This window comes from Gammaproteobacteria bacterium (ex Lamellibrachia satsuma), assembly GCA_019623805.1.
Taxonomy (GTDB): Bacteria; Pseudomonadota; Gammaproteobacteria; order Chromatiales; family Chromatiaceae; genus QGON01.
On the sequence record CP053680.1, the window covers coordinates 2522432 to 2546086 of the forward strand.

The 23655-nt window shown below is 56.4% G+C and carries 23 protein-coding genes; 21 read left to right on the top strand and 2 right to left on the bottom strand.

The window, feature by feature from the left end:
• The first annotated feature begins 42 nt into the window (after nucleotides 1-42).
• The 5 genes from nuoB to HPY30_11000 are packed head-to-tail and all read left to right on the top strand — an operon-like array spanning nucleotide 43 to nucleotide 4812.
• Entirely contained in the window at nucleotides 43-777 is a 735-nt protein-coding gene (nuoB, locus tag HPY30_10980) for an NADH-quinone oxidoreductase subunit NuoB (protein QYZ66471.1), read from the top strand.
• Nucleotides 770-1333: an NADH-quinone oxidoreductase subunit C gene (locus tag HPY30_10985; protein ID QYZ66472.1), complete on the top strand. Its 564-nt coding sequence runs from the start codon at nucleotides 770-772 to the stop codon at nucleotides 1331-1333. Before nuoB ends, HPY30_10985 begins: the two co-directional genes overlap by 8 nt.
• The gene (locus HPY30_10990; protein ID QYZ66473.1) at nucleotides 1330-2472 is read left to right on the top strand and encodes an NADH-quinone oxidoreductase subunit D; all 1143 of its coding nucleotides are present in this window, start codon (nucleotides 1330-1332) and stop codon (nucleotides 2470-2472) included. The genes HPY30_10985 and HPY30_10990 overlap by 4 nt, the downstream gene beginning before the upstream one ends.
• Nucleotides 2472-4310 carry an FAD-dependent oxidoreductase gene (locus tag HPY30_10995; protein QYZ66474.1) on the top strand — a complete coding sequence of 613 codons (1839 nt, stop codon included), beginning with the start codon at nucleotides 2472-2474 and terminating at the stop codon, nucleotides 4308-4310. Before HPY30_10990 ends, HPY30_10995 begins: the two co-directional genes overlap by 1 nt.
• Nucleotides 4300-4812 (top strand): ferritin family protein, encoded by a 513-nt coding sequence (locus HPY30_11000; GenBank protein ID QYZ66475.1) that lies wholly within the window; start codon nucleotides 4300-4302, stop codon nucleotides 4810-4812. The genes HPY30_10995 and HPY30_11000 overlap by 11 nt, the downstream gene beginning before the upstream one ends.
• A gap of 138 nt (nucleotides 4813-4950) precedes the next feature.
• Here HPY30_11000 and HPY30_11005 read toward each other — a convergent pair whose 3' ends face one another.
• Complete coding sequence (locus HPY30_11005; protein ID QYZ66476.1) at nucleotides 4951-5238, bottom strand: cytochrome C oxidase subunit IV family protein; 288 nt, start codon at nucleotides 5236-5238, stop codon at nucleotides 4951-4953.
• An 11-nt stretch (nucleotides 5239-5249) separates the two neighbouring features.
• Nucleotides 5250-5840: a cytochrome c oxidase subunit 3 family protein gene (locus tag HPY30_11010; GenBank protein ID QYZ68005.1), complete on the bottom strand. Its 591-nt coding sequence runs from the start codon at nucleotides 5838-5840 to the stop codon at nucleotides 5250-5252.
• A gap of 139 nt (nucleotides 5841-5979) precedes the next feature.
• Between HPY30_11010 and HPY30_11015 the strand changes: the two genes are divergently transcribed.
• The 16 genes from HPY30_11015 (at nucleotide 5980) to HPY30_11090 (ending at nucleotide 23623) form a co-directional block, all read left to right on the top strand.
• Entirely contained in the window at nucleotides 5980-6651 is a 672-nt protein-coding gene (locus tag HPY30_11015) for a cysteine hydrolase (GenBank protein ID QYZ66477.1), read from the top strand.
• Nucleotides 6652-6860: 209 nt separating this feature from the next.
• Nucleotides 6861-7745: a toll/interleukin-1 receptor domain-containing protein gene (locus HPY30_11020; GenBank protein ID QYZ66478.1), complete on the top strand. Its 885-nt coding sequence runs from the start codon at nucleotides 6861-6863 to the stop codon at nucleotides 7743-7745.
• Nucleotides 7746-7933: 188 nt separating this feature from the next.
• Nucleotides 7934-8164, top strand: coding sequence for a hypothetical protein (locus tag HPY30_11025; protein QYZ66479.1), 231 nt, complete (start codon nucleotides 7934-7936; stop codon nucleotides 8162-8164).
• Nucleotides 8161-9417, top strand: a complete 1257-nt coding sequence (locus HPY30_11030) for an ABC transporter ATP-binding protein (GenBank protein QYZ66480.1) — start codon at nucleotides 8161-8163, stop codon at nucleotides 9415-9417. Before HPY30_11025 ends, HPY30_11030 begins: the two co-directional genes overlap by 4 nt.
• Nucleotides 9418-9423: 6 nt before the next feature.
• On the top strand, nucleotides 9424-11199 hold the full coding sequence (locus tag HPY30_11035; GenBank protein ID QYZ66481.1) for a hypothetical protein: 1776 nt from the start codon (nucleotides 9424-9426) through the stop codon (nucleotides 11197-11199).
• A 219-nt stretch (nucleotides 11200-11418) separates the two neighbouring features.
• Nucleotides 11419-12084: a histidine phosphatase family protein gene (locus HPY30_11040; protein QYZ66482.1), complete on the top strand. Its 666-nt coding sequence runs from the start codon at nucleotides 11419-11421 to the stop codon at nucleotides 12082-12084.
• 12 nt (nucleotides 12085-12096) lie between these two features.
• A complete protein-coding gene (locus tag HPY30_11045; GenBank protein QYZ66483.1) occupies nucleotides 12097-13266 on the top strand; it encodes an AAA family ATPase in 1170 nt (389 codons plus the stop codon).
• Nucleotides 13267-13279: 13 nt separating this feature from the next.
• Nucleotides 13280-15214 (top strand): hypothetical protein, encoded by a 1935-nt coding sequence (locus HPY30_11050; GenBank protein QYZ66484.1) that lies wholly within the window; start codon nucleotides 13280-13282, stop codon nucleotides 15212-15214.
• Between the two features lie 46 nt (nucleotides 15215-15260).
• Nucleotides 15261-15674 (top strand): response regulator, encoded by a 414-nt coding sequence (locus tag HPY30_11055; GenBank protein QYZ66485.1) that lies wholly within the window; start codon nucleotides 15261-15263, stop codon nucleotides 15672-15674.
• A gap of 226 nt (nucleotides 15675-15900) precedes the next feature.
• Nucleotides 15901-16317, top strand: coding sequence for a glutamate-ammonia-ligase adenylyltransferase (locus HPY30_11060; protein QYZ66486.1), 417 nt, complete (start codon nucleotides 15901-15903; stop codon nucleotides 16315-16317).
• A 207-nt stretch (nucleotides 16318-16524) separates the two neighbouring features.
• The gene (gene glnE / locus HPY30_11065; protein QYZ66487.1) at nucleotides 16525-19383 is read left to right on the top strand and encodes a bifunctional [glutamate--ammonia ligase]-adenylyl-L-tyrosine phosphorylase/[glutamate--ammonia-ligase] adenylyltransferase; all 2859 of its coding nucleotides are present in this window, start codon (nucleotides 16525-16527) and stop codon (nucleotides 19381-19383) included.
• A gap of 111 nt (nucleotides 19384-19494) precedes the next feature.
• Nucleotides 19495-20418, top strand: coding sequence for a branched-chain amino acid transaminase (locus tag HPY30_11070; GenBank protein ID QYZ68006.1), 924 nt, complete (start codon nucleotides 19495-19497; stop codon nucleotides 20416-20418).
• 51 nt (nucleotides 20419-20469) lie between these two features.
• Nucleotides 20470-20658 (top strand): zinc-finger domain-containing protein, encoded by a 189-nt coding sequence (locus tag HPY30_11075; protein QYZ66488.1) that lies wholly within the window; start codon nucleotides 20470-20472, stop codon nucleotides 20656-20658.
• A gap of 16 nt (nucleotides 20659-20674) precedes the next feature.
• Entirely contained in the window at nucleotides 20675-21706 is a 1032-nt protein-coding gene (gene waaF / locus HPY30_11080; GenBank protein ID QYZ66489.1) for a lipopolysaccharide heptosyltransferase II, read from the top strand.
• Nucleotides 21703-22767, top strand: coding sequence for a lipopolysaccharide heptosyltransferase I (waaC, locus tag HPY30_11085; GenBank protein ID QYZ68007.1), 1065 nt, complete (start codon nucleotides 21703-21705; stop codon nucleotides 22765-22767). The genes waaF and waaC overlap by 4 nt, the downstream gene beginning before the upstream one ends.
• On the top strand, nucleotides 22757-23623 hold the full coding sequence (locus HPY30_11090) for a glycosyltransferase (GenBank protein QYZ66490.1): 867 nt from the start codon (nucleotides 22757-22759) through the stop codon (nucleotides 23621-23623). The genes waaC and HPY30_11090 overlap by 11 nt, the downstream gene beginning before the upstream one ends.
• The last annotated feature ends 32 nt before the right edge of the window (nucleotides 23624-23655 follow it).

A 23655-nucleotide genomic window follows, 5' to 3' on the forward strand; every position in this document is an offset into this window, starting at 1 on the left:
GCGACAAAAAATCGCATTAGGGTTGTTGCTCGGATGAAAAGTATGAAAGAGATAGATAATCCAATCGAAGCGCCGGTAGACCAGAGTCGCACGAATCCCCTCGCCAGGGTGTTCGATGAACTGGTGCGCTTCTGTCGTTCCCGCTCCATGTTCATGCTGCACTACTGCACCGGTTGTGGCGCCATCGAACTGCCCCCTGCCATGACATCCCGCTTCGATATGGAGCGGTTGGGTATCCAGCCGATGGTGACGCCGAGGCAGGCAGATATCCTGCTGATTACCGGGTATGTCTCCATCAAGACCCTGAAGCGGGTGATTTTGACCTACGAGCAGATGGGTTCGCCAAAATATGTCATCGGTATCTGCTCCTGTACCGTCAATGGGGGCATGTACTGGCAGAGTTACGCCACCGCCAAACAGCTCGATCAGTACCTCCCGGTGGATCTCTATATTGCGGGCTGTATGCCGCGCCCGGAGGCGGTGTTGGAGGGAATGCGTAAGCTGATGGATCGAATCCGCAGCGGTGAGGCGGATGGCTGGAAAGACTACTATCGGCGTTACGATTGGTATCTGGGCAATCAGCAGCACCTCTTTGGTGATGATTGGCAAACCCCTGCCGATGTGATCGGCGAAGCGTCTCATTACGATCTTGCCGAACCGGGAACAGAGGGTGAACACACCCGCCTGCTACAACAATGCCAGAAACCGCTTGAGCCGCAGCAGACCTTCTTTCAGATCGGTGGTTCTCTAGAGAAGAAGGGGGAGTCTCATGAGTAAAAAGGTCACCCCCTGGCTGGATAATCTGCTGCAGGAGATAGAAGGGGTCGAGATTCGCCGTAAGGACTCCCGGCGCGTGCGGATCGATATAGCTGCCGACTCCCTGCCGACCCTGTTGGAACTGCTGCGGGGACGGGCCGGATATGTGCACCTTTCCGCCATTACCTGCGTCGACTGGATCGATGACGGTCAGTTCGAACTGGTCTATCAGCTCTGGTCCTACGAGTCACAGTCACTGGTTTCGGCGCATATCCGTATCGCACGGGAACCTGGCGTCTACGTGTCGGTGTTCGATCTCTACCAACCTGCCGCCTTCTTCGAACGGGACATCCACGAGATGTTTGGCGTCTACTTCGAAGGCAGTCCGGACATGAGCAAATTTATCCTTACCGAGTGGAACGGCCCGCCGCCGATGCGCAAGGAGTTCGATGCCGAGGCTTGGGTGAACGAGACCTTCGAGTGGAAAGACTATCAGCCGGATTGGTTGAAAGAGATCACCGAGCAGGGGGGCGGGATCGTCAAAACGCCTGAAGAGGCGAGGCAGAAAAAACCATGAGGCCGGAAAACTATCAGGCGATAAGTCATCCGCCAAGCAATGAGTATGAACTCAACTTCGGACCCAACCATCCGGGCATCGAGGGCAACTATGCCCTGAAGGTAAAACTGCACGGTGATGTGGTTGTCGCCGCCCGTGCCGATGGGGGTTACCTGCATCGCGGTTTTGAAAAGCTGATGGAGGGGCGGTTGTGGATTCAGAATATTGCCCTGGTGCCCCGCATCTGTGTCCCGGATCCCGTACCGATGGAGGTCTGTTACTCCATGGCGGTGGAGGCATTGACTGACATGGAGGTGCCGGAGCGCGCGCAGTGGTTGCGGGTGTTGCAGCTTGAACTGTCGCGTATCGCCGCACACCTGTTCACCTTCGGTGGCCACGCGGCGACTACCGGCATGTACACCACCATGTATTGGGGGGTGGCCGACCGGGATCAGGTACTCGACCTTTTCGAGGAGTGGACCGGTGGGCGCGTCTACCACATCTACAATATCCCGGGTGGGGTGCGTCGGGATATGCCGGCAGGGTTCCTCGACCGGGTGAGTCGCACCATGGACTATATCGAGTCCCGCCTGCCTGACTACGACAACCTCTTCTTTACCAACCAGGTCTTTGTCGACCGAGCCAGGGATACCGGCCCGATGAATCAGCAGCAGGCACTGGAGTGGGGGGTCACCGGGCCGAATCTGCGCGCCACCGGACTGGCCTTCGATGTGCGCCGCGACGATCCCTACCTTGTCTACGATCAGATAGATTTCGATATCCCAACGGAGGCGCCGGGAGATGCCTGGGCGCGCACCCTGGTGCGGCGTCAGGAGTTGAAACAGAGCATCCATATTGTGCGTCAGGTGGTGGAAAAACTGCCTTCGGTTGGCGGCCCTGTTCGCACTCAGATTCCCAATCCCCTGGCATGGAATGTTCCTGCGGGCGAGACCTATACCCGGGTCGAGTCATCAAAAGGCGAGTTGGGTTACTACGTGGTCTCCGATGGTGGCGACAAGCCCCATCGGGTACATGTGCGTGGGCCGTCATCGATGCACGCCGTGCAGGTGCTGGAGCAACTGGCGGTGGGCGCGCGATTGGAGGACGTGGCGCAGATCATGTTTTCACTCGATGCCTGTCCGCCGGAGGTGGATCGCTGATGAGCGACATCGACTACAAAGAGAAGGGCAGTATTCTCAATCCGCTGAAGAGCCTGCAGTTCTTCGCCCGCAAGGCGGTCACCGAACCACTGGAGCCGCGTCTTGCCTCTCTCAGTTACCGCGGTTTTCATCTCAACGACTGGGAACTCTGCATAGGTTGCAGTTCCTGTCAGAAGGTCTGCGATAACGCCGCCATCAGCATGATCGAAATCCCGGGTCTACCCTCTGATCCGGACAAGGGGGTGCGCAACCAGCGTCCAGCCATCGACTATGGCCGCTGCTGCTGGTGCGCCCTCTGTGTCGACATCTGCCCCGCCGGTTCCATCTCTCTCTCCAGAGAGTATGTGCATACCTGCACCCAGGAGGAGATCGACAGCTACTTTATTCTGCCCGATCCCAATGGAATCCATAAAAAATTCTACGGTTATGGCTGGCGCAAGGTTGCCGACTCCGATCTGCTTGACTTGGATCGGGGTGAGATGGAGGAGCGCAGTGCGGATCAACGCAGTGATAACTTCGATGAGATCGTCGATGGATATAGCCTTGAGCAGGCGGTGGCGGAGGCCTCCCGTTGTGTGCAGTGCGGCATGTGCCACGATGCCTGCCCGACGCACATGCATGCGCCTGAGTATATTCGCGCCATCTGGCAGCAGGATATGGAGGAGGCGGTGCGGCAGATCTATCGCACCAATCCCTTCTCCCATGTCTGTGGACGGATCTGTACCCACCGTTGCGAGACGGCCTGTTCGATAGGTCGGCGCGGTGACCCTGTAGCGATTCGCTGGCTCAAACGGTTTGCCATGGATTCTGTCGATCACGAAACGGTGAAGGCGATTGCGGCACAGGAGAAGGTGGACTACCTGAGCGGGAAGCAGATTGCCATCATTGGCGCTGGGCCCGCCGGTCTTACCGCAGCTTTCGATCTGGTGAAACTTGGACATCAGGTAACCGTCTACGAGGCTCAGGCAGAGGCGGGTGGCATGACGCGCTATGGTATTCCCGAGTACCGGCTGCCTTTCGACAAACTCGACCAGGATGTGGACGTCATTACCGCGATGGGCGTTACCATCGAATACAACACCCGTATCGGTGTTGATATCGAGTTGTCACAACTGCAACAGGATAATGATGCTGTGTTGTTGGCGCTCGGCATGCAACTCGGCCGCTCCACCCGCATTCCCGGTTCGGAACATGGGCAGGTTACCAAGGCGGTGGATCTGTTGCGCAGGATTGCAGCGGATGAGGCTTTTGATGTGCCCCGCTCAGTGGTGGTGATCGGCGGCGGTAATGTCGCGATGGATATTGCCCGCAGCCTGGTGCGGCTGCAACGGCAGCAGTATGGAGAGAGCAGAATTACCCTGACTGCGCTGGAGGACCGGGATCATTTTCTCGCCGACCCGGTGGAGATAAAGGAGTCGATCGAAGAGGGGGTAGAGATTCTCGACAGCCGCGGTCCCCAGGCCTGTGAAATCGATGAAAAGGGCAGGCTGATCGGTCTGCGAACCTGGAAGGTATTATCAATCTTCGATGAACAACACCGCTTTGCGCCATCCTACGATGAAAGCGACGAGCAGCTTCACGAAGGGGAGATGGTGATCGAGGCGATCGGCCAGATGTCGGATGTCAGTCTGCTGGGTGATGAATTGACCGAGCGGCTTGAGTGGAATCGTGGCCGGCTCCAGGTTGATGAGGCAGGCCGAACCTCGGAGACCTGGCTTTGGGCCGCAGGTGACTGTGTGAACGGTCCGGATGTGGTACATGCGGTGGCTGATGGCCATCGGGTGGCGGCCAGCATAGAGGCTGTTCTTGGCCAACAGGAGACAGATCATGAGTCATGAAGGGGAGGGCCATCAAAGCGATTACGATCGTCTGCAGTCGAAAAAGAGTCTCAAAGAGATCCTTGAAGTGGCGACTGAGTTCGAACGCACCGCCCGGGATTTTTATACCGCGCTGATCCCCAATGTGAGCAAGCGCATTCGTTATCTGGTGGAGGAGCTGGCGGCAGAGGAGCAGGGGCATTTTGACTTGTTCAATGAACTGGCGGCAAACCCTTCGATCGAGAATGAGATAGAGCGTGCGGTTGCCGTGCCGGTGAGTGACAGCCGTTTTTCAGATTGCATCCAACTGCCGGATCTCGGTGAAAATCCGGATGATCAGACAGTGCTGCAATATGCGTTAGGCAGAGAACAGGCGGCGATGGATCAGTATACGGCCCTGGCAGAGAGCACCGAATCCGGCGTTATCCACGACCTGTTTATTTTTCTGGCGCGGGAGGAGACCATTCACAAACATGAGCTGGAAAAGCTCTACTATGAAGTGGTCCACACCGGGGGCGTTTAAGAACCCTCTGAACGAATAGAGAAACCTGTCATCTCGACCGTAGGGAGAGATCTCAAGCAGCGGAGTGCTTACTCGCTATCGGGGGTATGAGATTTCTCCCTACGGTCGAAATGACAATAACCGAGTCATTCCGCTTCCTTACTGCAATGTCGTCATGCGAACAATAGCCTCTGGAAACAGATAGGCCAGCACAATCATCAGCGGAATGACATAGAAATAGAGTCGCATGGAAATGCGGATATAGCGGTTGGCGTTGATGAGCTCCATGAAGTGATCAACGATCATGCGTCCTTTGTAGCCGATGGTTACTGCGACGATGATAATAACCGCCAGCCCCGTATCGGCGGTTTCCGCGATAAAGGCACTGAGCAGCGTCAGTAGCATGAGCTGTGTCCAGATGAAGTCGATGCTTTTGTTGGCGAACATGAACAGCCCTCCTAGCGCAAGACGTAGAGCAGTGGAAAGATGACGATCCAGGCAAGATCGATCATATGCCAGTAGACGGCGACCGCCTCCAGACCCCCATGACTCTGCGCTGTGAAACTGCCACGTTTCACACCGAAAATTGCCCATAACACCGCGGCGCTGCCCCAGCCGACATGCAGCATATGGTTGAAGGTGGTGTAGTAGTAGACGGTGAAGAAGGTGTTGGTATCTTTCGAGATACCCATGGTTTCGTTCCAGTGGTACTCCCAGGTCTTTATCAGCAGATAGGCGGCGCCGGCGATGATCGCTAGCCACAGCCAGCGCACACAGGCGGTTGTGTCGTCCCGCCTGATGGCCTGCATCGATTTGGCGACACAATAGCTGCTGGTGAGTAGAACCAGTGTGTTGAGTACGCCCGCCAGCGTATTGAGTTTTGTGGGACCTTCATTGAACAGTTCCGGATAGTGCGACTTGGCGATGAAGTAGATGACGAACATCATCGCAAACTCTGTCATCTCCGAAAAAATGCCGACCCAGATAGGCCAGCCTCCCGGCACATGGCTTTGAGCGGGCAGAGTCTGAGAACCGGTATTGCGGCCCATCTGAGCGCTATCGGCGGTTATTGCTGCGTCCATCGTTTTTATTGAGCATTAAAGATAAGACCTGTTATCTTGCAGTAATCGATGTTGCCTGCCTTGATTAAGCACAATTGATGCTAGGGTCAGGCCGTAGGAGATGCCAATGAACTGGAAAACCGCCTACCGTTCCTTCTACTACGATGGCGCGCCGGAGCCGCCGGATTTGTCTCTTCCCGCAGCCGAAACCGCACTGCTGAGTATCGATGTTCAGAATGCCTACCTGACACCGTCGGATAACCCGAAGGAGAAACGTCGCTGGGCGCCCTTCTTCAAGCGTATGCATGAGATCGTTATCCCAGCGACAGCCAATCTGCAAAACTGTTTTCGGCAACATGGAATAGACGTGCTCCATGCCCGTATCGCCTGTCTGCTGGAGGATGGGCGAGACCGTTCCCTAAGCCAGAAAAAACCGGGCTGGAACTACCTGATGATGCCGAAGGGTAGGGACGACTCCCAGATTGTTCCCGAGCTGGCACCACATGAAGGAGAGATTGTCGTCACCAAAACCACTGACAGTGCGCTTACCGGGACAAACCTGCGTCTGGTACTTCAAAACATGGGGATCAGAAATGTAGTGCTTACCGGGATCTTTACCGATCAGTGTATCTCTTCAACAGTGCGCAGTCTGGCGGATGAGAGCTTCAATGTGATTCTGGTTGAGGACTGTTGCGCAGCTGGGACGGATGAACTCCACAGGCATGAGTTGGAGATTCTCAACATGATCTACTGCCACGTTATCACCAGCCAGGAGTTGATCGATCTCATGGGGATATAGACCGTCAGGCCAGCGTTATACCTCTTTTTTTTGAGTGTTTTCAAAGGGATCACTGCTTGGGTCTTTTTTTGGGTTTTGAATGCGCTGTCCCGTTTAAGGGAAGTGACTGTTGCCTTGTACAGCTACTGCTCGCTGCCTATACTCGGGAAAACAATCTTCCTGACTGAGCTATATGGCAGAGGTGTATATCGCCTTAAAGGATTACAAAATTGGAAGACGCCCACCAACAAATCGAGAAACTGATCGCGGCCGACAAGGTCGAGGCGGCATTGAGTGAGTTTCGGGGCGCGTTGGCTGGCTCGGATGCTGAGGTCGAGCAGGAGCTGATCCAGCACCAGGCGGCGCTCGCCAAGGTGACTAAGGAGCGGCGGCGGGGTTTGATCGATGCTTCCAGGGAGGAGCAAACCCGTAACCGGGTGCGCTATGCGTTGCTCGACCTGCTTGGTGAATGGTTCGCCGGGGAGCAGTCCGAGCCATTACCTCCGGCCGGTTTGGCTGCGCACCGGACTTTGGCATCCGTCCCCACGGTGTTCATCTCCTACAGTCACGCGGACTTGGGTGTGGCAGGCAGGATCAGCGCCGCGCTGGAGTCCGAGGGTATCCCGGTGTGTATCGACAGCAAGAACATCCGGCCGGGAGAGGATGTCGAGGCCTTTATCCTTCGGGTGGTGGCAGAAAGCGATGTGGTGTTGTCCATCGTCTCCGGCAATAGCCTGCTCTCTCCTTGGGTCGGTATGGAGAGTGTCCTCAGTCTCTACGGCGAGGCATTGAATGGGGGGCATAAGCTCATCGCAGGCTATCTTGATGAGGCCTTTCTGGATATCGGCTTCCGGGTGACCGCCACTGAGCAGATCGACGCCAAGATTGGTGAGATCGACGCCCTTTTTCCTGTCTACATCGAGAAGCACCTCGACACCAGTGACCTTAACCGGCAAAAAACCCGACTGTTCGAGCTCAGGAACAATCTTGGAAAGGTTCTTGACCGGCTGCGTAACTCGCTGGTTCTCGATCTCCGGGAGCCGATGTGGGCTGAAAACCTGCCACGGCTTCTCACCGCCATCAAAGCCAGAGAGCAAGGGGAAGAGAGCGTTTGATATGTTCCAATCCGTTATGCCAAAACAGAGGACGGGAAAGATCACCAGTCGGGGCATCCCGCCGGTGGACCCGCACCTTCAGTTGCGCATACCGGATCTGACAGACACAGAACAGGAACACTGAGTTACGCATCCTGGACATGGCTTCGACAAACGACCTATCGCAACGGCACCAGCAGATCCAACTGTTGTTCGCCGACGACAACATCAGCGAGGCGATCAAGCGGCTGATGGACTTCGTGCGCGACTTCTCCCGCGACAACGCGGACGACCTCAATGAAGTGATTGTTATTAGTGCCAGCTATAACCGGCTGAACAAGGCTGAGCGGCGTGGGACGACCGCCTTCGACGAGATCGAACAGCGCCGCAACAAGCTGCTCTATCAGGCGCTTGCACTCATGGACGGCGTCATCGCATGAGTAATAACGATATGAACCAGGAGATTGAGCAGGTCGCCGCGGAACTCTGCTTGGGTATTGAGGCGGACCCGAAGGAGGGCAGTACCTTACTGATGGGATTCGCTAACACATACGCGCTCGATAGCAGGTTGCGCCACTCTGCGCTGATCCTCCGACTGAATTACACCAAGGCCCCCGGCGACGAGCAGCGTAGGCGGGTGCTCGACGAGATGCTGGACCTTGTCGGCGACATCGTCGAGGACTTCAGGAATGGTACCGGAGCCGAGTCGCTGGACCGGGCCATCGAGCAGGCCGAGCAGCGATACCAGGATATGGCTCCGCAGCGGGACGTGGTGTTTGGCAGCGAGAACCTGGGTAAGGCCTACCCCAAGTCCGGGTTCCGGCTGCGGGGTATCGAGCTGAAGCTTCGGCTTGGCGAGATCACCGGGGTGGTGGGGGAGAACGGCAACGGCAAGACTACCCTGTTTCGTCTGGTCGCCGGGGACCTGCTCCACGACCAGGGCAGTATGGCCTTCCCGCTGTTGAAGCAGGAGAGTAACACGAAAAAAGGCATCGACTGGGTCAAGGTCAAGGAGGAAATTGCCTACGTGCCTCAGGAACTCCCCAAGGTATATGGCACCCTGGAGGAAAATCTCCAGTACGAGGCGGCCATCCACGGGATTCTCGGTGAAGACAACCTGCGTGAGGTGGGTTTCATCGTCGAACGCCTGGGACTGGGGGAGCATCTGGAGAAGTGCTGGTCCGAACTCTCCGGTGGTTTTAAATTGCGTTTCGCCCTTGCCCGTGCCTTGGTGTGGCGGCCCAGACTGCTGATCATCGATGAGCCGCTGGCCAATCTCGATTTCAAGGCCCAACAGGTGGTGCTCAAGGACCTGCGCAACCTGGCCGACGGGCTGCGATACCCGATGTCTGTGCTGATCTCCTCCCAACACCTGCACGAGGTCGAGGCCATTGCCGACCGCATCCTGTTCCTGGAACGGGGGCGGGTGAAATTCAATGGACTGGTCGAACAGATGGGGGAGCAACGGCGCTTCAATACCTACGAACTGGGCACGGACTGTGAAGAGCAGGAACTGCGCGGCTACCTGCGCAGCTTGAATCTGCATCAGATCCAGCACAGTGGTGTCGCCTACGTCATTACCGTACCGCTGGAGGTAACCCATCGCGAGCTGTTGCAGCTCTTGCTGAGCGAGGGAGTGGAAGTGGAGTATTTCCGCGATATCAGCCGTTCCATCAAACAATTGTTCCATTAGCAGGTCATGGCCGCGGCACAGAACGACATCAGCCCCAAGCCACGGCGCAAAGGCCTAAATCGCCTGTTGCAGCCATTGCTTCGACTGGTGATCCCCTCTTTCCTGCGCAGTCTGGACCGTCGGCTGCTGTTGCACCGCCCGCTTATCTGGCGTACCCGGGTGCACTACTTCGTTTGGTTCTCCCTGATCCTGGCCAATCTGGTGCTCTATGTGCTGGGATGGCTCTATCCCGTCAGCCGCACATCAGTGCCTACCATCATGGAGTTTGAAAGCCTGATGGGCTGGTTTCAGATCATGGGCTGGCTGGTCCTGGCCCTGTGGGTGTTTCAGCAGTTTCGTTCACCTCTGGGGGAGTTTGGTTGGCGTAAGACGCTGTTGACCGCAGTCCTCTATATGGCCTGCTTTTTTATGATACAGCTCAATCCGCTCTCCTTCGCGCTGCCTGTGGTGCAGCGGATCGCCGATGTGACTCCCGATGGAGAGTTTGCCCAGGAGTACGCTTTTCATGAGCGGTACGGATTCTGGTGCTGTCATCCTGAGCTTGATAGAGAGGTGGTCCAGAGCAACGAACAGGAGATTCGCAGTGTCCTCAGGCGCTACGGAATCGACGAAGCGTTTCGCTTCTCTTACGGAGTCAAAGTTTGTGGCTACGATAGAGGCTGTCTGCTGCAGGTTGGGTACTACGATGATGAGGCGCCTCCTCTGCCTCTGGGCGATGTGTTAAAGAGCATTTATGCAGCAAAGGCGTTCAGAGCGGGAAGCGGTGACTATTTTGAACGGACTCTTGCGTCTATTCCTTTTTATATTTTTCTCAGCTTCTTCGTCGCCGGGATGCTCACCTTGTTGGTGCTTCCTTTGAGTATTCGAAATCGGCGGCTGGGAATGAGCGAGAGACGCTTTGGGTTGCCCCGTCTTCGCTTACCCTACCCCCGGCTCATTGGGCGCGTCGACCGTTATCTGCGGATCCGCAAACCCCTGGTATGGTCTGCAGGGTTGCACTCATTCCTTTTGCTGTTTTTGCTCTATGGAATCCTGATGTTGGGAATCGTATTTGGGGCTGCATATCTTGTAACGAGGGGAGAGGATATTGGAGACCTGTTGGACAAGGCTGCCGATAGTGGGGTTTTTGGCATCCTCGGCATAATTACCGCGTTCACCATTCTGCCTGCTATCTGGGCCATCCGACAGTCGAGGATGCCAGTCAAGGCCACCACCATCCTGGCCAATCAGGCAGTGCTACTGCTCTATTTCACCGCCGTAATCTGCCCTCAGCTAGTCCTCTTTCTGGTGATGTACGTGACGGGCCATCTTTCGATAGTCGGTAATGACAATAATGATATCATTTTGGTCATGGCTGTTGCTTCCTTGTATGTGGTGGGTTTGGCATTATTGGGCAAGTATCTTGATGCACGTCGAGTGATTGTGGCGCTTGTTTTGGGACTCTTTGTGTGGGGACTCCAGCCTCTGTTTCTCGTCCTGGATGTCCAGGGCAAGGAGATAGCTATTGTTGGATTAGGCGTGGGTTTTATGCTGGCATTCACCATCTGGGTCACAACCCGGCTAAGCAAGAAATCGTTTACTCCGTCTCTGCTTTCCGGGGTCTATATCATGTACTTTCCGATCGGCCTTTTGTTCGTGGGTGTGGCGCTCGATGAATTTCTGGATATGACAAACAGTGAGACAACAAGGTGGGTCATAGTGGTGGCGATTCCATTGTATCTTGTTGCCATTATTCCCGCACTGAAGGTCTTAATCAGGTATCGCTATTGGCCGAAGCCATAGTTCGGGAAAAACCCAATATAGCGATAGTTTTCATTTCCGGTAGAGAATACAAATGCCATGGAAACTCCGCGAGGATTTTCGTGGACGAGATTAAAGGTCTAACCCGCTTGTCGATTCAATCCCGCCATTCGCAAAGGTGCTCTACAGGTTGAGTCTTGCGAAACGTGCGGGGTATGATCACATCAGAGCATTGTCTCTGAAACGGATTCACACAAAATCATGCGCGCCATCGTCGTCAGACACTATAAGACTCTCATCAATGCGTCAGGCCTGATTATGGGTTGGTGCGATGCGCCGCCGGTCAAAGGTTGGGAAGCAGATCTGACCTATGTGGATGCGATTCTGAACGAACGCAACATCCAGTTCTCTGCCGTCTATACCAGCTATCTGGAACGGGCCCGTCAGACGGGGATGTTCTACGCGCGGAAGCGGGGTATACCTCTGATCCACGATACACTGGCGCTGAACGAGATTAACTACGGTACGTTGTACCGCAAAAGCAAGTCTTGGGTGGAAAAAAACTTTCCCCAGCACAAGAAGAACCCTGATTTCGTCTATCCTCTCGGCGAGAGTTTCAGGCAGATGCAGGCACGCAGCGTTGATTTTTTCGAGTCACTAACCGCCAAGCACCAGGATGAGACTATCCTGGTCGTGGTCCACGCCGGCGTGATCAGGGGATTTGTCAGCCACTTTCTCGGGTTACCCTACGCAAAGAACCTCAAGCGCAAGATCACCCATCGCTATATCGGCGATTTCATGTTTGAAGGGGATCAGTGTGTCTGTTACGACGAACTCGGTAAACCGTCGGGGTTTGTGCGTGACGGCGCTATCTCGATCCCCCTGGAAAGGCTGGATCGGCCCAGACCGGGCCTCGGTTCTTTTTGACGGCAGGAGCAGGTGAGTAAACTATTCATTATCGAGAGTGCCAGCGGCGAGAGTATTCCCTTCCTGCGGGGGGTGCTGGTGGAGTCCCTTGTGCGCGCCGGTCTTTCATTTCAGGATGCCTACCTGATTGCCCAGTCTATTCGCAGCAAGATTGAGAATAAGGAAAAAATCACAACCGATACACTCAGAGAGCGGGTCTCTGCTGAAGTACGGAAACGCTTTGGATCATCGCTGGCGAAATCTTACGATCTGGGGTCATCCCGGGAACTGCAGATTGTGGTTCAGACCGCTACTGATGAGGTCCCTTTTTCAGCAGGCATACTCTCTCGTTCACTGCAGGCCTGTGCCATCGATCGTGTAGACGCGCTGGAGACTGCGAAGCAGGTACACGAGTCCCTGAAGAAGGGAGAAGAGACGGTTATCGATCATGTCGTCCTCAGGAAAATTGTGTATGAGCGACTGGCGACGCATTGTTCCCAAGCGGCCGCTGACCGGTTTCTCTCCTGGCGACGGTTCAAGGATAGTGGTCTTCCTTTGATCGTCCTGGTTGGCGGCATAACAGGCACGGGAAAGAGCACACTGACAACGGAACTGGCCTATCAGTTGAATATTGTCAGAACCCAATCTACCGATATGATGCGGGAGATCGTTCGCTGTTATCTTCCACCAGCAGAGATCCCCACCCTCTCCTTTTCAAGTTTTGAGGCCTGGCGGGGGTTGGCGACAGACAGCGAACCAGCGTCTGAACCTGGCCACATAGAGGTGATCCGGGGTTTTCTCTCCCAGTTCAAGATAGTCAAGCATGGACTGGAAGCGACGATTTACCGGGCAGCCAAGGAGAGCCACGACCTGATCGTCGATGGCGTCTATGTGTTGCCTTCGAAACTCGAACTGGACATCGCCCGGGACCAGGCCATCGTCATTCCCCTGATGCTGGTTGTTCCTCACAAAAAGACGCTTGCGAAACGCCTTAAGCACCGGGAGCGGGAGCAACCCGAGCGTGCCTCATCCCGTTACCTGAAACAACTCGACCAGATATGGACACTGCAATCCTATCTGGTTTTGGAATCGGAGAAGGATAAGACCCCGTTGATCATCAACGGCGAAATCGAAGAGGCAATGGATGAGATCCTGATGCACATCAGCAATACAATCGCCCGCCACTTTCCGGCCAAATCCTGAGATGAAACGGCGCGTGACCGAGAGAGTCCTCGCAAGGTTGGCCAGCTGGCCGTCTCTGGAGAAGACGCAGGTAGCAAAGTCGATCTGGTGGGGCTACTTTCCCGTTGCGCTGGTTGCGATGATAGGCGTGTTGCTGACGCTTGCCGCATTTATACAATCCTTGGGCTGGGAGAGAAGCCAGGTTGAAATCGCATTCCGCGAGGCAGCCCAGGATCGTATATTGGTAGTCCAGAGGGAGCTCAAGCACTCCCTCGGGATAGTCCAGGATATCGCCAGCTTTTTTGAGGCGTCGGAGGTCGTGGACCGCCGGGAGTTCCGTAAATTCGTGGGCCCGCCCCTGAAACGCCAGGCAGGCATCAAGGCCCTGGAGTGGGTGCCCGTGGTGCTCGCCGAGAACCGGTCCGCCTTCATCAAGGAGGCTCAGCAAAGTTTCCCCCCCTTCCGGATCACGGAGGATGACCTTTCAGGCAAGCTGATCGAGAGCCGCGATCGGCCCATATACTATCCTGTCCTCTACATCCAGCCCTACCAGAGCAACAAAGAGGCATTGGGCTTCAACGTGGGCGCCAATCCGATCGTTTCAACCCTGTTGGGGGAGGCGGAAATCACCCGATCACTCCAGGTCTCTCCCGGTGTCCCTCTCATGGACGAAACCGGTGAGAAGACAGGCGTCATGGTTGCTGTTCCTGTCTTTTTCAAGAATGAAAAACAGGAAGATGATCCGGCTCTGACATCCCCTGGGGTCAGAGGATTTGCGATCGGCATTTTCAGTATCGGCGATATTGTCGAGCGGGCTCTGGAGAGTCTTCGGTCTGGAGGGGTTGATCTTCACTTCTACCAGGGACCCTCGACAGGGGATGGGCAACTGATCTATACCCATCTCTCCCGGATGAGAGAGGGCCGGGCGCCCGACACCGAGGTCGATACTTCTGATATAACCTACAGTCAAAGGATCTCGGTCGGGACCCAACAGTGGGAGGTGGTGTGCAATCCTGCCGCCGAAAAATTCCAGGCCGAAACCTGGAGGAGCTGGATCATCCTTTTCGGAGGTATCGCTTTTACCGTCCTGCTTATCACCTACGTGACAACCCTGGTGGGGCGGGCCAGGCAGGTGCGACTGGAGGTCGAAGAGAGAACGTCACAGTTGTGGGAGGCTGTACAGGCCCTGAACCGGGAAGTGGTTGATCGTAAATCCGCCGAGCAGGAACTGCAGCACCTGAACGAGACGCTGGAGCATCGTGTCGCCTACCGTACGGCCGAGGCGGAACGAAGGGCTCAGTATCTCGAACAGTTCGCCTATGTGACATCTCATGACCTTAAGGCCCCCTTGCGGGCGGTGAGCAACCTCGCTCAGTGGATCCAGGAGGATCTTGCAGACAAACTGGATGATGCATCGAGGGAACAGCTCGCCCTGCTCCGCGACCGCGTACGGCGGATGCATGATCTGATCGAAGGACTGTTGGAGTATTCCCGGGTTGGGAAGACAGCTGACTCAGAGAATCAGGTCGATACCCGGGAGCTGGTCGACGAGATTATCGATTCACTCTCCCCTCCCAAAGGGTTCACGATTAAGATCAAGGGTGAAATGCCGAGCATGTACGTTGACCGGCTCCAGCTCGGCCAGGTGTTCTCCAACCTGATCAGTAACAGTCTGAAACACCATGGCGGAGATAAGGGAAAGATCCGGCTAAAGGGTGAAAGTTATGGAGATGTCTATCAATTCTCCGTGTGCGACGACGGCAAGGGAATAGCGCCGGAATATCACAACAAAGTTTTTATGATGTTTCAGATTCTGGAGTCGAGTGACTTCGAAAGCAGCACCGGTATCGGCTTGGCGTTGGTCAAGAAGATTGTGGAAGAGCATGGTGGCACAATAAGATTGGAGTCTGCTGTCGGAGAGGGCGCGTGTTTCTACTTCACCTGGCCGAAGAACCGTTCTTCTGAGTAGTGGGGCCGGAAATGAAAACAAGGTATCAGACCGGGAATAGCGAGTTATGTTGAACAGAGACGAGACAATATTGCTGATCGAGGACGACAGGGTCGATATCATGACTGTCCAGCGTGCCCTGAAGAAGAACAAAGTCAGCAACCCTCTGCATATCGCCCGAACCGGCCTGGAAGCACTCAGCATGCTACGAGGAGAGGACGGGTTCGAAAAGATATCGCCACCGCCGGCGCTTATCCTTCTGGATCTCAATCTTCCGAAGATGAGCGGCATTGAGTTTTTACGTGAGCTGCGTAGCGATCCCGAACTCAAAGAACTTCACATCATCGTTCTGACGTCGTCCAATGAGCCGAAAGACCGGGCCGCCGCGTTCGAATACGATGTCGACGACTACATTGTAAAACCCCACTCCTTCGACGAATTCACCCGCGCGATGGCCACGATCCTGGCGCTCTGGGACTGAACATACCAGCCTATATCGCAGTTGGTTATTGATGGCCAACCAGGTCCGGGTTCTGCGAAGTCAACTCTTCTTAGACCTTGTCATGGGTCTGGAGTGATCTTCCTGGACACATCGGTGGGGTGAATCCTGCATAGAGCGTAAGGCATTGCCGTTGAAAATTCGCAAGGCACTGTTCCCATCGGATTGGTAGCCTTGATCGCCACTGTTTTCTATTAGGGCGTTGATTATGGATCGTGGAACCAGAAACTATGCGATAGGTCTTGGTATCTTTGTGCTGGGGTTACTGGTGCTTTTTCTTTACGAGGATCCCAAGGCTTCCGACCTGAATGATCTGCTGGAGGCAGAAGCGGAGATTACAGCGTTTCCTTATGCCTTTCGTGTGTTGCGCATCAGCAATGGCATTGCGGTGATGAGCTCACCAAGATCCACGGAGGTGCCGGTGGCGCGGGTGCTGGGTATCCTCTTTCCTCGGGTGGCGGGAAAAAACCCCGCCAGTGCTGAATTTCAGAAGGCTCAGAAAAATCTGGCCAAGGTGCAGACCAGGGCGCGGGATCTGGTCGTTGCCGATCCTGAGATCAAACGCGTACACTGGGAGTTGGACCGTGCCTGGCTGTCGGGGCATGGCGTTATAGTGTCTCCTTAAGGAACTACTGAATTAAGCCGACTATTGTCATCTCGACCGCAGGGAGAGATCTCAAACCACCACAATGTCAATGAGCTACGTAGCCTGAGATTTCTCGCTATGCTCGAAATGACATCCATTCTGCGCTTCCTTAACCCTTCTCTCTTCTCGCCTTTGTGCCCGGCGGCGTTACAATAGCGACCGTGATCGAAAAGCCAGGAGTCTACGATGGATGCGCCTTCCCCGGAAATACTACAGCAGCAGGTCGAGTCCGACTGGCAGAGGTGGCTGGAACAGGTTGGCGGGAAGGGGGCTGAGATTGCGGCGGATGCCGAGTTTCTCGCCGCGTTGAAGTCGGTCTGGGAGGCGAGCCAGTACGTTTTACAGAGCTGCTTGCGGGATGAGAATCTGCTGTCCTCGCTCTACACCGAAGGTGATCTGACACGCAGTTTTGCCGATGGCGAGATGGCCGGCAAGCTCAGTGAAGCCTTGCGGGATGTTTCTGATGAACCCACCCTGCACAAGTGCCTGCGGTTATTTCGCCGTGTTCAGATGGTACGCATCATCTGGCGCGATATCGCTGGCTGGGCGCCACTTGCAGAGACATTGGAAGACCTGTCGGCCCTTGCCGATGCCGCCATCGATCTTACCCTCTCGCTGCTCTATGAATGGACCTGCACCGAGATGGGGACGCCGCGCAACGAAGCGGGCGAGGCTCAACCGCTGGTGGTTCTCGGCATGGGCAAACTGGGGGCGCGGGAACTCAATCTCTCATCCGATATCGACCTGATCTTCTGCTATCCGGAGATGGGGCAGACCGATGGCGGCCGCTTCCAGACCAACGAGCAGTTCTTTATCCGTCTCTGCCAGCGTCTGGTACAGGCGCTTGATAACGTCAACGCGGATGGTTTTGTTTTTCGGGTCGATACCCGTTTGCGCCCCTTCGGCAGTGCCGGCCCCCTTGCCATGAGTTTCGATGCCCTGGAGGGTTACTACGAGTCCCAGGCGCGGGAGTGGGAGCGTTACGCCATGATCAAGGCACGGGTGGTGGCAGGTGACCTTGTGGCTGGTGAGCGGTTGATTGCGATGTTGCGTCCTTTCGTCTACCGGCGCTATCTGGACTTCGGAGTCATCGAATCCCTGCGCGAGATGAAGATACTGATCAGCCGGGAACTGCATAAGAAAGGGATGGACGCCAATGTCAAACTCGGTCAGGGGGGTATCCGGGAGATCGAATTCATTGGCCAGGCCTTCCAGCTGATCCGTGGTGGCCGGGATGTGGATCTACAGATCCGCCCCATCCTGCCGGTGCTGCAATTGCTGGCAGAGCGGGACCATCTGCCCGAATATGTGGTGGGTGAATTGGCGGAAGCCTATGAATTCCTGCGTTTGGTGGAGAATCGCATCCAGGCCTGGGCTGATCGACAAAGCCATCTCCTGCCGACAGATGATGCCGGCAGATTGCGTTTGGCCCGGGCGATGAATTTTGCGGACTGGGCAGCGTTTGAGACAGAACTCTCCAGCCATCGTCAGCGGGTGCAGGGCCATTTCGACATGGTGTTTGCCGCCCCTCAGACGGATGGCGACGAAGATGCGCAGCTGTTGATTGGGGTCTGGAAAGATACGCTGGATGAGGCCGATGCTGTCGCGGCGCTGGAGGAGGCCGGTTTCGAGGACGGAAGCAAGGCGCTGGAGAGGATCGCCCTGTTTCGCGGTTGTCATGGTTGCAGAAGCATGGGCGCCAGGGGGTTGGAGCGCATCGATCGTTTGATGCCGCTGCTGCTCGAAGCGGTGGGAAGTATCGATCAATCCGACGTGGCGCTGGAGCCTGTGCTCGGCCTGTTGGAATCGATCGTGCGGCGGACCGCCTACATCGCCCTGCTGGTCGAGAGTCCTATCGTGCTCTCCCAGCTGGTGCATCTCAGTGGAATCAGTCCCTGGATCGCCAAGCTGCTGACCCGTCATCCCATCCTGTTGGATGAACTGCTCGATCCCCGCCGTCTCTACTCGCCTTTGAAACAGCAGGAGTTGATGACCGAACTCAACACCTTGCTAGGAGGGTTGGACGAGGACGATTTGGAGCAGCAGATGGATCGTCTGCGCCAGTTTGCCCAGAGTAATAAGCTGCGGGTGGCGGCTGCGGATATCACCGGCCGTATTCCGCTGATGGTGGTCAGCGACTACCTGAGTGCCATTGCCGAGACCGTGGTGGCAAAGGTGATCGAGCTGGCCTGGCACTATACGGTGCAGCGGTATGGTCGCCCGGCGGGGCTGGAGGCCGATGAGACTGGTTTTGCCGTGGTGGGTTACGGCAAGCTGGGGGGCATCGAGCTGGGTTACGGCTCGGATCTGGATATGGTCTTTCTGCACGGCATCGATGATACGCATGCCATGACCGACGGCGAGAGTCCCATCTCGGTGGATCTTTTCTTCGCCCGCCTGGCTCAGCGCATCATTTCACTCTTCACCACCCTGACACCGTTGGGTATCCTCTACGAGGTGGATATGCGGCTGCGGCCGAATGGTAACTCCGGCATGATGGTCAGCTCCATGAATACCTTTGAGGCCTATCAGCAAGAGAGCGCCTGGGTCTGGGAGCATCAGGCATTGATCCGGGCGCGGGTGGTTGCAGGGGACGTTAAGGTGAAAGCGCGTTTCGAGGCGGTGCGAAGGGATATCCTCAACCAGGTGCAAGATATGGAGGTTTTGCGTGCCGAAGTGGTAAAGATGCGCGAGAAGATGCGGGATAATCTGGATAAAAGTGGCAAGGGTCGCTTCGACCTGAAGCAGGGGGTCGGCGGTATCGTCGACATCGAATTTATGGTTCAATACGCGGTCCTGCGATGGGTGCGCGACTACCCGGACCTGCTGGCCTGGACGGACAATGTCCGTCTGCTGGGGAGCCTCTCCCGGCTGGGTTTGCTGGGGGGCGGTGCTGCCGAAAAGCTGGCGGAGGCCTACCGGATGTTTCGTGCCAGATACCACCGCAATGCATTGATGGATCAGCCCGCCCTGATTGCCGATGATGAGCTGCTGGGTGAACGTGCGCTGGTGAAGGAGACCTGGTTTTCCCTGATGCAGGGCTGAGTCAAATGCATTGATGGCGGCGGGGTCTGGAACCAATAGAGGTAGGGTGCGCTGCGCGCACCATGACGCTCCGCCCCCAATAAACTAAATTGAATTGAGAGACGAACAATGATGTCGACAATGGCGGATCACGACGGAGTCATCTGGCTGGATGGCGAGATGGTGCCCTGGCGCGAAGCCAAGATCCATGTGCTCACCCATACCCTCCACTACGGGATGGGGGTATTCGAAGGGGTGCGCGCCTATCATGCCGAACAGGGGACGTCGATATTCCGCTTGCAGGATCATACCGACCGGCTGTTCAACTCCGCCCATATCCTCGGCATGCCGATGCCCTTTGATCGTGACACTCTCAACGCGGCCCAGCGGGCAGTGGTGCGTGAAAACAATCTGGATTCTGCCTACCTCCGGCCCATGTGCTTTTACGGTTGCGAGGGTATGGGGCTGCGCGCCGACAATCTCAAGGTTCACGTCATGGCGGCGGCCTGGGAGTGGGGCGCCTATCTGGGGGATGACGGCATCAACAAGGGCATCCGTATTCGCGTCAGCTCCTTCACCCGTCACCATGTCAACGCCACCATGTGCCGCGCCAAGGCCAACGGCAACTATATGAACTCCATGATGGCACTGCAGGAGGCGCTGCATGACGGCTACGATGAGGCATTGCTGTTGGATGCCAACGGTTTTGTCATGGAGGGAAGCGGCGAGAACATCTTCATCGTCCGTGACGGGGTGATCTACACGCCGGACCTGACCTCCGCCCTGGATGGCATCACCCGTCGCACGGTGATGAGTCTGGCGCAGGAGCTGGATATTCCGGTGGTCGAAAAGCGTATTACCCGCGATGAAGTCTATATTGCCGACGAGGCCTTCTTTACCGGCACGGCTGCGGAGGTCACGCCGATTCGGGAGGTGGATAACCGGGCCATCGGCAGCGGCAGTCGCGGACCGATTACCGAGAAGTTGCAGACGATGTATTTCGACCAGGTACATGGCCGCCGGGAACAGAACCCGGAGTGGCTGTCACTGGTATAATTCCGCTCAATCTATAATGACCCGCGAGGGTGGCCGCAGGAGAGTAAGCCCATGACACAAGCAAGTACCCAGTCCTATGGACAGGAAGTGATCAAGGTATCGCGCAACGATCTGCCGTTGAGCTGCCCCCGTACCAGTGATGCTGTTGCAAGCATGCACCCAAAGGTATTCCTGCCCATCGAAAAAACCGGTAGTGCGGTCTGTCCCTATTGTGGCGCGCACTATCAATTGACTGACTGATCCCGCCGCGTTTCCGTTGGGTTCAGCCCACTCCCCCTCTGCCCGCTTACTTGTGGTCGGCCCGTCCTGGGCCGGCGACATGGTTATGGCGCAGAGCCTGTTCAAGGCGCTGAAACAGCGCTCCCCATCTGTTGCGATCGACGTGCTTGCGTCCGCCTGGAGCCGTCCACTGCTTTCGCGTATGCCCGAGGTCGATGAAGCGATCGACATGCCCGTCGGGCATGGACGCCTGGGGTTGATGGATCGCTGGCGCCTGGGTCGTGTCTTGCGTGGGCGCTATGGACAGGCGATCCTGTTGCCCAATTCACTTAAATCCGCGCTGGTGCCGTTTTTTGCCCGTATCCCGCAACGTACCGGCTGGTTGGGAGAGATGCGCTACGGTCTGCTGAATGATTTTCGCAAACTCGACAAGCAGCATCTGACCATGACCGTGCAGCGGTTTGTTGCGCTGGCCTTTCCCGCAGATGAATCCGCTCTGCCGGAGATACCTCCCCCGGCGCTGGAGGTTCTGGAGGCGGACGCCCGGCAGGCGATGTTGGATCTCGGTCTACAGAAGGGCACACGCCCGCTGCTGGCACTCTGCCCAGGGGCGGAGTTCGGCCCCTCAAAGCGCTGGCCCGAGGGTAATTATGGTGAGCTGGCAAGGCAGCGGATCGAGTCAGGTTGGGATGTCTGGCTGTTCGGTTCCGAAAAAGACCGGCCGGTGTGTGAAGCGGTCAACCGGGTGGCGGAGGGTCGCTGTGTCGACCTGAGTGGCCGCACCCGTCTTGCACAGGCGGTGGATCTGCTTTCACTGGCTGATGCGGTAGTGAGTAATGACTCCGGCCTGATGCATGTTGCCGCTGCGCTCAACCGGCGGCTGGTGGCGGTCTATGGTTCCACTGATCCTGGTTTTACCCCGCCGTTGAACAGGCGCTCACAGATCGTTCGTCTGGGACTCGACTGCAGCCCCTGTTTCAAACGGGAGTGTCCCCTGGGGCATCTTGATTGTCTGCAGAAGATGCCGGTGGAGATGGTCTCCAAGGCGCTGGACGGGTTGCCCCAATGAGGGTGCTGGTAATCAAAACCTCCTCTCTGGGAGACGTGGTCCATACACTGCCTGCATTGACGGATGCGGCGGCCGCACTGTCGGATATCCGCTTCGATTGGGTGGTGGAGGAGGCCTTTGCCGAAATTCCTGCATGGCATCCGGCGGTGGACAAAGTGATGTCCGTGGCCATGCGCCGCTGGCGTCGATCGGTGGTGAAGACCTGGCGCAGCGGAGAGTGGCGAGCCTTCAAATCGGCAGTCAGGGCGCGGCGTTACGATGCGGTGATCGATGCACAGGGCCTGCTGAAGAGCGCCTTCATTTCGGTAAAAACTCACGGCCCAAGGTTTGGCCTGGATCAGAGTTCGGCCCGGGAACCACTGGCGGCGCTAGCTTACTCCCATCCGCTCTATATCCCCAAGGGATTACATGCGATTACCCGGGTGCGCCAGCTGTTCGCCCATGCGCTGGGTTATCCCATGCCGGGGTCTGATCCGGATTACGGCATCGACGGCGGGCGTTTTCAACAGCAGCTGACGGATGAACCCTATCTGCTGCTTCTGCATGGAACGACCTGGCAGAGCAAACACTATCCGGAGCAGGATTGGAGGTCGCTGATCCGACTTGCCGGTATTGCCGGGTTGAAGGTCTTTCTGCCTTGGGGGAGTGATGTGGAAAGGCAACGGGCAGAGCGGCTCTCTGAAGATATGGGCAATGCAGAACTGCTGCCAAAACTCGATCTTGCAGGGCTTGCCGGTGTGATTGCCGGTGCGCGTGGTGTCGCCGCAGTGGATACCGGTCTGGCGCATCTGACTGGCGCACTTGGTGTTCCCGCTGTCATTCTCTACGGCCCCACCCGACCTTCACTCACGGGCGTAGTTGGAGAATCCCAGGTAAATCTTGAAGTCGATTTCGATTGCGCCCCCTGTTTGAAACGGACATGTGTTTATGCTGAGGCGGCTGGGGGAGATCCGGTCTGTTTTGATTCGTTGGCGCCCGAGACGGTCTTTTCCCGTCTTGCGCAGTTGATGTCAGAGGATGCTCAGATGGAGACCAGCAGCAGGAGTCATTATGAAGATTAGCGGGTTTACCTTTTTGCGCAACGGGGTCCTTCTGGGATATCCGTTCGAGGAGAGCATTCGTTCGGTATTGCCGATCTGCGATGAGTTTGTCATCGCACTGGGTGAAAGCAGCGATGGTACCCGAGAGCGTATCGAGGCTATCGGTAGCGACAAAATCCGTATCATCGATACCCGTTGGAATGAGGCCATGCAGGACCGGGGTTATGTCTACGCGCAGCAAAAGATGATCGCCCAGTTCAACTGCAGCGGCGACTGGGCTTTCTACCTGGAGGGTGACGAGGTGCTGCATGAGCAGGATCTGGAAACTATCCGCGCAACCATGGAGCGCCATTTGGACGACTCGGAGGTAGAGGCCCTGGTCTTCGATTATCACCACTTTTACGGCAGCCCCGACTGGGTGGCGATCAGTCCCGGTTGGTACCGTCGGGCTCCGCGCATCATCCGCAACACGATTCGCAACTACTCCCCGGACGGTCTCTTCTTCGTGGTTATGGATAAGAACAAGCAGGGGCGTTATCCAAAGGCGGCCATGGCCGGTACACCGATCTACCACTATGGACATGTCCGCAGTGCGGCGCGCATGCGGGAGAAGATCCAGCAGGTGAGCCGCTATTGGGGGCATGAGCCGCCGAAGTTCGAGACCTATTCCATTGATCCTCAGGCGGTCAGGCCTTTTGAGGGCAGCCATCCTGCGGTGGTTCAACCCTGGCTGGCTGCGGAGGCGGAGAAGCACTTTGCCCCCGATCCCAGCCACCAACCCACGCGCAAGGAGCGTAAACACCGTCTGGCGATGAAACTGGAAGGCTGGTTCAATATGGAACTGAGTAAGAAACACTACCGCTTGGTCAGGAAATAAACCTCGATATGACGGCAAAATTGATGCTGCTG

What these genes read in the sequence shown, in the direction of transcription:
- HPY30_11000 (QYZ66475.1), top strand. Translation starts at nt 4,300, where the DNA reads ATGAGTCATGAAGGGGAGGGCCATCAAAGCGATTACGATCGTCTGCAG.
- nuoB (QYZ66471.1), top strand. Translation starts at nt 43, where the DNA reads ATGAAAGAGATAGATAATCCAATCGAAGCGCCGGTAGACCAGAGTCGC.
- HPY30_11060 (QYZ66486.1), top strand. Translation starts at nt 15,901, where the DNA reads ATGGATCGTGGAACCAGAAACTATGCGATAGGTCTTGGTATCTTTGTG.
- HPY30_11075 (QYZ66488.1), top strand. Translation starts at nt 20,470, where the DNA reads ATGACACAAGCAAGTACCCAGTCCTATGGACAGGAAGTGATCAAGGTA.
- HPY30_10985 (QYZ66472.1), top strand. Translation starts at nt 770, where the DNA reads ATGAGTAAAAAGGTCACCCCCTGGCTGGATAATCTGCTGCAGGAGATA.
- HPY30_11015 (QYZ66477.1), top strand. Translation starts at nt 5,980, where the DNA reads ATGAACTGGAAAACCGCCTACCGTTCCTTCTACTACGATGGCGCGCCG.
- HPY30_11030 (QYZ66480.1), top strand. Translation starts at nt 8,161, where the DNA reads ATGAGTAATAACGATATGAACCAGGAGATTGAGCAGGTCGCCGCGGAA.
- HPY30_10995 (QYZ66474.1), top strand. Translation starts at nt 2,472, where the DNA reads ATGAGCGACATCGACTACAAAGAGAAGGGCAGTATTCTCAATCCGCTG.
- HPY30_11010 (QYZ68005.1), bottom strand. Translation starts at nt 5,840, where the DNA reads ATGGGCCGCAATACCGGTTCTCAGACTCTGCCCGCTCAAAGCCATGTG.
- HPY30_11035 (QYZ66481.1), top strand. Translation starts at nt 9,424, where the DNA reads ATGGCCGCGGCACAGAACGACATCAGCCCCAAGCCACGGCGCAAAGGC.
- HPY30_11070 (QYZ68006.1), top strand. Translation starts at nt 19,495, where the DNA reads ATGTCGACAATGGCGGATCACGACGGAGTCATCTGGCTGGATGGCGAG.
- HPY30_11005 (QYZ66476.1), bottom strand. Translation starts at nt 5,238, where the DNA reads ATGTTCGCCAACAAAAGCATCGACTTCATCTGGACACAGCTCATGCTA.
- HPY30_11055 (QYZ66485.1), top strand. Translation starts at nt 15,261, where the DNA reads ATGTTGAACAGAGACGAGACAATATTGCTGATCGAGGACGACAGGGTC.
- HPY30_11040 (QYZ66482.1), top strand. Translation starts at nt 11,419, where the DNA reads ATGCGCGCCATCGTCGTCAGACACTATAAGACTCTCATCAATGCGTCA.
- HPY30_11090 (QYZ66490.1), top strand. Translation starts at nt 22,757, where the DNA reads ATGAAGATTAGCGGGTTTACCTTTTTGCGCAACGGGGTCCTTCTGGGA.
- waaC (QYZ68007.1), top strand. Translation starts at nt 21,703, where the DNA reads ATGAGGGTGCTGGTAATCAAAACCTCCTCTCTGGGAGACGTGGTCCAT.
- HPY30_10990 (QYZ66473.1), top strand. Translation starts at nt 1,330, where the DNA reads ATGAGGCCGGAAAACTATCAGGCGATAAGTCATCCGCCAAGCAATGAG.
- glnE (QYZ66487.1), top strand. Translation starts at nt 16,525, where the DNA reads ATGGATGCGCCTTCCCCGGAAATACTACAGCAGCAGGTCGAGTCCGAC.